This is a genomic window from Streptomyces sp. BE20, assembly GCF_036322525.1.
Classification (GTDB): Bacteria; Actinomycetota; Actinomycetes; order Streptomycetales; family Streptomycetaceae; genus Kitasatospora.
In genome coordinates this window covers 1-10,245 of the sequence record NZ_JAQYWW010000245.1, presented here as the reverse complement: position 1 = coordinate 10,245, position 10,245 = coordinate 1, and the positions used below count along the sequence as shown (strand labels likewise).

7 protein-coding genes and 1 pseudogene are annotated in these 10,245 nt (G+C 72.6%); 6 read left to right on the top strand and 2 right to left on the bottom strand.

The genetic code is table 11. The annotated features are described in order from the left end of the window. Positions 1–5 precede the first annotated feature (5 nt). Positions 6–137 carry an RICIN domain-containing protein gene (locus PUR61_RS01345; protein ID WP_329874745.1) on the top strand — a complete coding sequence of 44 codons (132 nt, stop codon included), beginning with the start codon at positions 6–8 and terminating at the stop codon, positions 135–137. 129 nt (positions 138–266) lie between these two features. After that, a complete protein-coding gene (locus tag PUR61_RS01340; RefSeq protein ID WP_329874741.1) occupies positions 267–2,714 on the top strand; it encodes an RICIN domain-containing protein in 2,448 nt (815 codons plus the stop codon). 60 nt (positions 2,715–2,774) lie between these two features. On the opposite strand, the gene PUR61_RS01335 is transcribed toward PUR61_RS01340, so the two are convergent. Beyond that, entirely contained in the window at positions 2,775–3,839 is a 1,065-nt protein-coding gene (locus PUR61_RS01335) for a LacI family DNA-binding transcriptional regulator (RefSeq protein WP_329874739.1), read from the bottom strand. Positions 3,840–4,455: 616 nt separating this feature from the next. Here PUR61_RS01335 and PUR61_RS01330 point away from each other — a divergent pair. Genes PUR61_RS01330 through PUR61_RS01315 form a run of 4 tightly spaced genes read left to right on the top strand, consistent with a single transcriptional unit; the run spans position 4,456 to position 9,426 of the window. Then, a complete protein-coding gene (locus PUR61_RS01330) occupies positions 4,456–5,352 on the top strand; it encodes a carbohydrate ABC transporter permease (RefSeq protein ID WP_329874743.1) in 897 nt (298 codons plus the stop codon). Beyond that, positions 5,349–6,242 (top strand): carbohydrate ABC transporter permease, encoded by an 894-nt coding sequence (locus PUR61_RS01325; protein WP_329874737.1) that lies wholly within the window; start codon positions 5,349–5,351, stop codon positions 6,240–6,242. The genes PUR61_RS01330 and PUR61_RS01325 overlap by 4 nt, the downstream gene beginning before the upstream one ends. A 44-nt stretch (positions 6,243–6,286) precedes the next feature. Then, a complete protein-coding gene (locus PUR61_RS01320) occupies positions 6,287–7,630 on the top strand; it encodes an ABC transporter substrate-binding protein (protein WP_329874735.1) in 1,344 nt (447 codons plus the stop codon). A 44-nt stretch (positions 7,631–7,674) separates the two neighbouring features. Next, positions 7,675–9,426, top strand: coding sequence for a glycoside hydrolase family 35 protein (locus PUR61_RS01315; RefSeq protein ID WP_329874733.1), 1,752 nt, complete (start codon positions 7,675–7,677; stop codon positions 9,424–9,426). A 569-nt stretch (positions 9,427–9,995) separates the two neighbouring features. Here PUR61_RS01315 and PUR61_RS01310 read toward each other — a convergent pair. Further along, positions 9,996–10,245 (bottom strand): annotated as a pseudogene (locus PUR61_RS01310) (ABC transporter permease); the annotation flags it as partial.

Below are 10,245 nucleotides of genomic sequence, written 5' to 3'. Positions count from 1 at the left end.
TCCGGCTGATCGCCCGGCACAGCGGCAAGTGCCTGGACGTCATCAACCAGGCCACCACCAACGGCGCCGCCCTCGAACAGTGGACCTGCGGCACCGGCACCAACCAGCAGTTCAGCCGCCACACCGTCGCGGTCTGACCCCGTGCGGGACCCGGTCCGTCCGCGGGCCGGGGCCCCACCCGGCACACGTTCCACCTCCACCGGCACGCCCCTCCCTCACCCGAGGGGCGTGCCGTCCGTCTGCCTGCCCCCGCACCTGGAGGACCGATGGCCCCGCGTACCAAGAAGGCACGGCACCGCACGGCCCGCACCTGTCTCGCCGCCGCGGTCGTGGCGGCCGGTGCCGGCCTGCTCGCGCCCCCGCAGCCGGCCGCCGCCGCCGAACCGACCGCCCACCTCACCGTCCGGCTCGACCCCGGCTACCAGCAGCAGCCCTTCCAGGGCTGGGGCACCACGCTGGGCTGGTTCGCCAACGTCACCGGCGGCTGGCCCGACGAGCGGCGCAACCAGCTGGCCGACGAGCTCTTCGGCGCCGACGGTCTCGGCCTGACCGTCGCCCGCTACAACATCGGCGGGGGCGACAGCCCCGAGACCGTGCCGTACATGCGGGCCGGAGCAGCCGTTCCCGGCCACTGGAACCGCCCTGCGGAGTTCGCCCCGCAGCCGGGCGGCGCGAACGGTGGAGTCGAGCCCGCCGACTGGTGGAACCCGAACGACCCGAACCACTGGAACGCCGCCGCGGACGCCAACCAGCGCTGGTGGCTCGCCGCTGCGAAGAGCCGCGGCGCCGACACCTTCGAGGCGTTCTCCAACTCCGCCCCGTACTTCATGACCGTCAGCGGCCTGGTCTCCGGCGCGGTCAACAGCTGGGAGAACAACCTCCGGCCCGACCAGTACGACCGCTTCGCCGCCTACCTGGCCGGGTCGATCAAGCGGGTGCAGGCCTCCACCGGCGTCACCTTCGACTCCGTGTCGCCGGTCAACGAGCCCGGTACGGGGTACTGGCGCGCCGGCGGTCCCCAGGAGGGGTCCCACTGGGACCACGCCGCCCAGGCGCGCATGATCGACAGCATGCGCGGTGCGCTGGACGCGGCGGGCCTGGCCACGCCGGTGGCGGCGATGGACGAGACCGACCCGGTCATGTTCCGCGACGACTGGAACTCCTACCCGGCCGCGACGCGTTCGGCGATCGGCCGGCTCAACGTCCACACCTACGGCACGCAAGGGCGGATCGGGGCCCGGGACGTCGCCAAGGGGGCGGGCAAGCCGCTGTGGATGTCGGAGGTCGACCTCGGCGGCAGCGGCCCGCAGAACTTCACCGACATGGCACCCGCCCTCGACCTCTCCCGCCGCATCACGGGCGACCTCACCCTGCTCGAACCGCGGGCGTGGGTCCTGTGGCAGGCCGTCGAGGACTACGAGAACATGACCCCGGCCCACGAGAACGCCAACTGGGGCCTCATCCAGGTCGACCTGACGCCCGACGACCCGGCCGCCGAGCCCGTCCGCAAGAACAAGAAGTACTGGGCGATGGCGAACTACACCAGGTTCGTCCGGCCCGGAGCCCGCATCATCGGCACCAATTCCGCCCACTCCCTCGCCGCCCTGCGGCCGGGCGGCGAGGGCACGGTGGTCGTCCACACCAACACCACCGGCACGGCGCAGGCCCTCACCCTCGACCTGGCCGGCTACCAGAAGCCGGGCTTCGGCACCGCCGTCCAGCGCTACACCACCGACGGCACCAGGAACGTGCAGCGCGGGGCGGACCTGACCGTCACGGCCGCCGCCACGGTGACCACGACGGTCGGCCCCGGCTCGGTCACCACGTTCGTCCTCCCCGGCGCGGTCGGCGTGAACGCCTCGACGGCGACCACACCGACGGGCGGCGCGCGGCAGCTGCTGAACGAGAACAGCGGCCTGGCCCTCGCGGCCGGGCCCAACGCCCAGGCGGGCCCCGTCCAGCGCACCTCGAACCCGGCGGACCCCGGGCAGCAGTGGACCTTCACCAAGGTCGGCGGCGGCTGGGACAGCACCGCGACCTACCGGATCACCAACGCCGCCACCGGCAAGGCCCTCGCGGTCACCGCGGGCGCCCTCGGCTCCGCCGCACCCGGCAACGCGGCGGCGCAGCTGTGGATGCGCTCCACCGCCGGCGACGGGCGCGGCACCTTCGTCAACAAGGCCACCGGGCTCCTGCTCGACGTCAGCGACGCCGCGGGGTGGGACGGCGCGCCGGTGAACGTCTGGCCGCCCACCACCGGGAGCAATCAGTCCTGGTCCGTGCGCAGCGCGGACGCGGACGTGTGGGCGCCGGTGACCGTGCGGCGCAGCGGCCTGTGCGCCGAGGTGGCCGGTGGCGCGGGGGCGCCCGGCGCCGCCGTCGTCCAGTCCGGTTGCACCGGATCATCGGCCCAGCAGTGGTCGTTGCGGGCCGGCAGCCCCGGCCAGGTGTCCGTGGTGGTGCGCCACAGCGGGCAGTGCCTGGACGTGGAGGGCGAGTCCACGGCGGACGGTGCCCGGGTGGTCCAGTACGGGTGCAGCGGGGCGTGGAACCAGGAGTGGTCGGTCCGTCCGACGGGCGGGGGCTTCTCCGCCCTGGTGGCGCGGCACAGCGGCAAGTGCCTGGCGGTCGAGTCGAGTTCGGCGTCGCCCGGTACGGCACTGGTGCAGGCGCCGTGCGGGTCGGGCGCCGGACAGCGGTTCAGGATCGGCTGACCGTCGTGACCGGGCGTGCCCCCGCCGAACCGCGGGCGGGGGCACGCCAGGCCCACCGGGTCAGGCAGGTCCCGTGGCGCCGGGCGGCGCGGCCGAGCTGGCGCGGACGATCAGCTCGGGCTGGACCGCCACCGTGGTGACCGGGGCCCCCTCGCCTTGCGGCGGATCGATCTGGTCGAGGAGGCGGGCCACGCACTGGCGGCCGACCTCCTCGAAGTTCTGCCGGACGGTGGTCAGCGGGGGCACGAAGTAGGCCGCTTCGGGAATGTCGTCGAAGCCGACCACGCTGACGTCGTGCGGCACCCGGCGGTCGGCCTCGTTCAGGGCGAGCAGGAGGCCCAGCGCGAGCTGGTCGTTGGCGGCGAAGACGGCGGTGACGTCCGGCTGCGAGGCGAGCCGCCGGCCGATCTCGTAGCCGGACGCGGCCGTCCAGTCGCCGAAGGCGATCGGCGGCACGGGCGCTCCGGCGGTTTCGAGAGCGGTGCGCCAGGCGGCCGCGCGCCGACGCGCGGCGTAGGAGTTCTGCGGCCCGCCGATGTGCCAGACGGTCCGGTGCCCGAGGTCGAGAAGGTGGCGGACGGCCGCCGTGACGCCGGCCGCCTGGTCGGTATCGACGGAGGTGTACCGCTGCTCGGGGTCGCCGTCCGCGACGACGATGGGCACGCCGGACGAGATGTCGAAGCCCGGCCGGTCGAGGATCTGGGCCTCGATGACGGCGAGCCCGTCGACGGCCTGGTCGGTGAGCTGCCGGACGGCGCGCTGGACGGCGTCCTCGGTCTCGTTCTCGACGCAGACCACGTTGACCGAGTAGCCGGAGGCCTGGGCGGCGCGGGAGATGGCGGCGAGGGTGCGGGCGTTGCCCTGGGCGGTGACGTCGAAGGTCACCACGCCGAGCGCGTGGAAGCGTCCGAGGGTGAGGGCCCGGGCCGCGCTGTTGCGCTGGTAGCCGAGCGTGCGCATGGCGGAGAGGACCCGCTCGCGGGTCTCCGGCTCCACGTTGGAGCGGTTGTTGGCGACCCGGGAGACGGTCTGTGAGGAGACTCCCGCGAGGGCGGCCACGTCCGCCTGGGAGGCCGGGCGCCGAGTGACGCGCGCGGCCGCGCCGGACTTCGCCGCGGTGTTCATGCCGGCCCCTTTCCCTGATGTCTGCGTCAACATCGTAGCGGCCGCGATCAGCGACCGGACACGGCCGGTCGGGAGCCGGGGGAGCGGGCCGGTGCGGTCGGGGGCCGGCTGCCGCACCCGTCGGCCGGCTTCGAGGGGGGCGCCCGAGCCGGCGGGCGTACGGGGCGGCGGGCAAGCGAACAACATCGGACGTGAATCGATCGTCCGGCGCCGCCGGCCGGCCGTGGCGGGCCGCGTGGTTTACCCGGCCGACGTCCGACCGTAACCTTCCGGCGGTCGGCTCCGGGAGCCGATCCGCGGGGGCTCCGTCGGCCGCGACAGCCGGTCGAAAGGCCCCGTGAGCTGCACTCCTTGGCGATCTGTCACCCCCGTCCCTGCGGGAGCGTGCGGCCGGGCGGGCGCGCGCGGGCGGGCGCGGTGCTGATTACGAAGCTGCATCGCCGTGTTTCGGTGCCTTGACGCCCCGCGCGGAAACGGTCAACACTCAACACCATCGTCATGTTGGCGCAAACATTCGCCACGAAGGGCACTACCCTTGAGCACGTCACCCCCCTCCACCACCCCCCGGCCGAATCCGGTCCGCCCGCCCACGCCCAGGCCCGAAGCGGCGCCCCGGCTGCGACGGGGACGCCGTGTCGGACGGCCGGGGCACGGAGCGTTCGGCTACGCGTTCCTCGCGCCGTTCCTCGTCGTCTTCGTGATCGGCATCATCGCCCCGCTGGGCTACGCCGCCTACCTCAGCCTCTTCCAGGACCGCCTGGTCGGCGGCACCGTCTTCGTCGGCCTGGAGAACTACCGGCGGGCGCTCACCGACGACCTCGTCAGGGCGGGCCTGGGGCGGGTCCTGCTGTTCCTGGTCGTCCAGGTCCCCGTGATGCTGCTGCTCGCACTCGTGGCGGCGCTGGCGCTGGACAGCGGGAGGCTGCGCTGGACCGGCCTCTTCCGGATCGGCATCTTCGTCCCCTACGCCGTCCCGGCCGTCGTCGCGTCGCTGATGTGGGGATACCTGTACGGCGACCGCTTCGGACTCGTCGGCCAGATCGGCGAGGTGCTCGGCACGGACGTGCCCGACCTGCTCGGGTCCTCCTGGATGCTCGCCTCCATCGGCAACATCGTGACCTGGGAGTACGTGGGCTACAACATGCTGATCCTCTACGCGGCGCTGCGGACCGTGCCGCAGGAGCTCTACGAGGCGGCGGAGGTGGACGGCGCCGGGGAGTTCCGCAAGGCGTGGAGCATCAAGCTCCCGGCACTGCGGCCGGCCCTGGTCCTGGCCACGGTGTTCTCCATCATCGGCACGTTCCAGCTGTTCAACGAGCCGAACGTCATGCAGTCGCTCTCCCCGGGCGTCATCTCCACCAGCTACACGCCCAACATGTACGCCTACAACCTGGCCTTCAACGGCCAGCAGTTCAACTACTCGGCCGCCGTCGCCGTGGTCCTGGGCGGCGTCACCGCGCTCGCGGCCTACGCCGTGCAGATCCGGTCGATGCGAAAGGGGCAGGGCCAGTGAGCGCCAGGACCACCTCCGGCCGGCGCGCACGCGCCCGCCGCCCGAGCACCGCGCTCACGCTGGCCATGACCGCCATGCTGGCGTACGCACTGCTCCCGCTGCTGTGGCTGTTCATGGCCAGCACCAAGGACACCGCCTCCCTGCTGGAGAGCTTCGGCCTCTGGTTCGGCGACGGCTTCCGGCTGCTCGGCAACATCGGGAACGTCCTCACCCACGACGACGGCATCTACCTGCGCTGGTTCGGCAACACCCTGCTCTACGCCGTCGTCGGAGCGGGCGGAGCGGCCTTCGTCTCCACCGCCGCCGGATACGGCCTCGCCAAGTACCGCTTCCGCGGCAGGACCGCGATCGCCGCCATGATCCTCGGCGCCATCGCCATCCCCGGCACCGCACTCGCCGTCCCGACCTACCTCCTGTTCAGCAAGGCCGGTCTCGTCGACACCCCCTGGGCGGTCCTGCTGCCCTCCCTGGTCAGCCCGTTCGGGGTCTACCTCATGCGCGTCTACGCCGCCGAGGCCGTCCCCGACTCCCTGCTGGAGGCCGCCCGGATCGACGGCTCGGGGGAGCTGCGGACCTTCTTCACCGTCTCGCTGCGCCTGCTCGGCCCCGGCTTCGTCACCGTGCTGCTCTTCGCCCTGGTCGCCACCTGGAACAACTACTTCCTGCCGCTGATCGTGCTCAGCGACCCCCAGTGGTTCCCGCTCACCGTCGGCCTCAACCAGTGGAACGCGGTCGCCACCGGGGCCGCCGGAAGCGGCGCGACCACCACCGACTTCTACCCCCTCGTGGTCACCGGAAGCCTGCTCGCGATCGTGCCGCTCATCGTCGCCTTCCTCTTCCTCCAGCGCTTCTGGCAGTCCGGACTCGCCGCCGGAAGCGTCAAGGAATGACCGGCGCAAGCCCCATCCCCCTTCCTCACAGCAAGGACCCCCTCATGACCTCCGTCCACAGCCCGTCGCGCCGCAGAATCCTGGCACTGGCCCCCGCCGCGGCACTCGTCCTCGCCCTCACCGCCTGCGGCTCCGACGGCGGCTCCCCGTCCGAGGGGGCCGCCGACCCCGCCAAGGCCCTGGACACGCCCACCACGCTCACCTTCTGGACCTGGGCTCCGAACCTCGACAAGACCGTCGCCCTGTTCGAGCAGAAGTACCCCAAGATCAAGGTCGAGATCGTCAACGCGGGGCAGTCCGCGGCGGAGTACACCAAGCTCCAGACCGCCGTCAAGGCCGGCAGCGGCGGGCCGGACGTGGTCCAGGTCGAGTACTTCGCCCTGCCCGAACTCGCCCAGTCCAAGCGGCTCGTGAACCTCAAGGACTACGGCGCGGCCGCGCTGGAGTCCAAGTTCACCTCCTCGGCGTGGTCGCAGGTCACGGTCAACGGCGGCATCTACGCCGTCCCGCAGGACACCGGCCCGATGGCGATGTTCTACAACAAGAAGCTCCTCGACGAGCTGCACATCGAACCGCCCAAGACCTGGGCCGAGTTCGAGACCGCCGCGGCGAAGATCAAGGAGTCCGCCCCGGACCGGTACATCACCTCCATCGACCCCGGCGACGCCGGCGGCCTCGACAGCCTGATGTGGCAGGCCGGCAGCCGCCCCTTCCAGCAGAAGGGCGAGACGGGGGTCGGCGTCGACCTCCAGGACCCCGGCGCGAAGAAGGTCGCCGACCTCTGGACCTCCCTGGTCGACCGCAAGCTCGTCGACACGGCCCCGGGCTGGACGAACGAGTGGTGGCAGTCGATGAACAGCGGCCGGTACGCGATGTGGATCATCGGCGCCTGGGCCCCGGGCAACATCGCCTCCACCATCCCCACCACCGCCGGGAACTGGCGGGCGGCGCCGATGCCCCAGTGGAACGCGGGTGACGACGTCACCGCCGAGAACGGCGGTTCGGCCGTCGCCGTCCCCACCACCAGCAAGAACAAGGCCGCCGCCGCCGCCTTCGCCACCTGGCTGAACTCCGACCCCCAGGCCGTCCGCTCCCTCAACGCGAACGGCCTCTTCCCCGCCACCACCGAGCTCCTCAAGGACCCGGCCTTCCTCGACCGGCCCGTCGACGCCCTCGGCGGGCAGCAGGCCAACCAGGTGTTCGCCGCCTCCTCCGCCTCGGTCGGCAAGGGCTGGCAGTACCTCCCCTTCCAGGTCTACGCCAACTCGGTGTTCAAGGACACGGTCGGCCAGAGCTTCACCAGCGGCATCAACGGCGGTCTGACGGCCTGGCAGAAGCGCATCACCGAGTACGGCAACCAGCAGGGCTTCAAGGTCACGGCACCGTGACGTCCGGCGCCCGCCCCGACCCCCCTCTCAGGAGCAGCAGTACCATGCCAGTTCTCCAGATCGACGGAGACGACTTCACCCTCGACGGCGAGCCCTTCCGCATCATCTCCGGCGGGCTGCACTACTTCCGGATCCACCCGGACCAGTGGGCCGACCGCCTGCGCAAGGCCCGGCTCATGGGCCTCAACACGGTGGAGACCTACGTCCCCTGGAACCTCCACCAGCCGTCCCCCGACACCTTCCACCTGGACGGCGCCCTCGACCTCCCGCGCTTCCTCGACCTGGCCGCGGCCGAAGGTCTCCACGTCCTGCTGCGCCCGGGCCCGTACATCTGCGCCGAGTGGGAGGGCGGCGGCCTGCCGTCCTGGCTCCTCGCACACCCCGGCATCAGGCTCCGCAGCCAGGACCCCGTCTACCTCGCTGCCGTGGAGGACTACTTCGAACGCCTCCTGCCCCCGGTGCTCGACCGCCTGGCCACCCGGGGCGGCCCGGTTCTGGCCGTCCAGGTGGAGAACGAGTTCGGAGCGTACGACGACGACACCTCGCATCTGGAGCACCTGGCGGGCCTGCTGCGCCGGCACGGCGTGGACGTCCTGCTGTTCACCTGCGACCAGCCCGCCGACCTGGCCCGCGGCGGGCTGCCGGGCACCCTCGCCACAGCCAACTTCGGCAGCCGCTCACGGGAGGGCCTCGCGGCCCTGCGGGCCCACCAGCCCAGCGGCCCGCTGATGTGCACGGAGTTCTGGATCGGCTGGTTCGACCGCTGGGGCGGCCACCACGTCGTCCGCTCGGCCGAGGACGCCGCACAGGAACTGGACGAACTGCTGTCCCTGGGGGCCTCGGTCAACCTCTACATGTTCCACGGCGGTACCAGCTTCGGTTTCACCAACGGGGCCAACGACAAGGCGGCCTACCGGCCGACCGTCACCTCCTACGACTACGACGCGCCCCTGGACGAGGCCGGCGATCCCACCGAGAAGTACCGCGCCTTCCGCGACGTCATCGCGAAGTATGCCCCCGTGCCCGCCGGCCCCGGGCCGGAGCCCGCCCCGAAGCTCGCCCCCCGCACCGTGCCGCTGACGGATGTCGCGGACCTCCTCCCGCACAGCGCCGCGCTCGGCGCCACCGTGCGCTCCGAACGCCCGCTCACGATGGAACAGCTGGGGCAGGACTTCGGGTTCGTCCGCTACGAGACCGTCCTGCCGCAGGCCGGGCCGGCTGTGCTGGAACTCCGGGACGTCCGCGACCGCGCGCAGGTCTTCCTCGACGGCCAGCCGGTCGGCGTCCTGGAGCGCGAGAACCACGAGCACGCCATCGCCTTCGGCGTCCCCCGGGACGGCGCCGTCCTGACCGTCCTGGTGGAGAACCAGGGAAGGGTCAACTACGGCCAGGGCCTGCACGACCGGAAGGGCCTGGCCGGCGCGGTCCTGCTCAACGGCGAGGAGCTCGGCGGGTGGACCAACCTGCCGCTGCCGTGGCGATCGCTCGACGGCCTCGACTTCACCACCGGGGACACACCGGTCGTCGGCCCCGCCTTCCACCGCGGGACCTTCCCGGTCGACGTGCCCGCCGACACCTTCGTGCACCTGCCCGGCTGGACCAAGGGCAACGTGTGGGTCAACGGCTTCCATCTCGGCCGGTACTGGTCCCGGGGCCCGCAGCGCTCGCTCTACCTGCCCGGTCCCGTCCTGCGCCCGGGGCTGAACGAGATCGCGCTGTTGGAACTGCACGCGGCTCCCTCCGAGCGGTCCGTCCGCTTCGCGCAGAGCCCCGACCTCGGACCCACCGAGGAGTGAGGGCGGCGACGCCATGACGGCAGGGCGCCTGCGGGACCTTCCCGCAGGCGCCCTGCCGTTTGTCGCGGTCCGGTGGCCGCCCGCCGCGGGGGCCGGCGCGGTTCGGGGCGATTGCCGCTCCGCAGTGAACGTCCGGGCGCCGCCCGGGCCGTGGCACCGTGCGGGGCTCGGGGGCTCGGGCCGAGTCCGGGGGCGGGGACGGGGGACGGGGGCCGGGGACGGTGCCGAAGGCCGGTCGAGGCCGGTGGGCCGTTCGCCCACCGGCCTCGACCGGCCGTCCCGTCCATGCTCTCCCCGCCGGTCAGGCCGGTCAGGCCGGACCCCCTCGAACCCCGCTGCGCCGCGCCGGTCGTCGGAGCGGACGAGCCCACGACGGGACGAGACACGTCCGCCGGTGGCGCTCACCACAGGGGTGGGCGCCACCGGCGGGTGGTGGCGATCAGGCCGACCCTCAGCAGCCCTCGCCGTTCCGTCAGTGTGCACCGGCCTGGCCGACCCGCCGTTGGAACGGCCGCTGCTGGCTGGGGTGCTGACGGAAGATGGGGAAGTTCTGGAGAGGCGTCAGTGCGTCAGGCGGGGAGTCCGACGGCGCGTTCGCCGTTGCGGCGTTGCTGGATGACGACGGCGACGACGAGGAGGGCGCCCTGGGCGACGTTCTGCCAGAAGGAGTTGATGCCCTGGACGGTGAGGCCGTTTTCGAGGCAGCCGAGGAGGGCGACGGCGAGGAGGGTGCCGCCGATGCCGCCCTTGCCGCCCTTGAGGGCGGCGCCGCCGAGGGCGGCGGCGGTGATGGCCTTGAGTTCGAGGCCTTCGCTGCCG

Coding starts and splice junctions, on each gene's coding strand:
- PUR61_RS01340 (WP_329874741.1), top strand. CDS start 267: ATGGCCCCGCGTACCAAGAAGGCACGGCACCGCACGGCCCGCACCTGT.
- PUR61_RS01335 (WP_329874739.1), bottom strand. CDS start 3,839: ATGAACACCGCGGCGAAGTCCGGCGCGGCCGCGCGCGTCACTCGGCGC.
- PUR61_RS01320 (WP_329874735.1), top strand. CDS start 6,287: ATGACCTCCGTCCACAGCCCGTCGCGCCGCAGAATCCTGGCACTGGCC.
- PUR61_RS01315 (WP_329874733.1), top strand. CDS start 7,675: ATGCCAGTTCTCCAGATCGACGGAGACGACTTCACCCTCGACGGCGAG.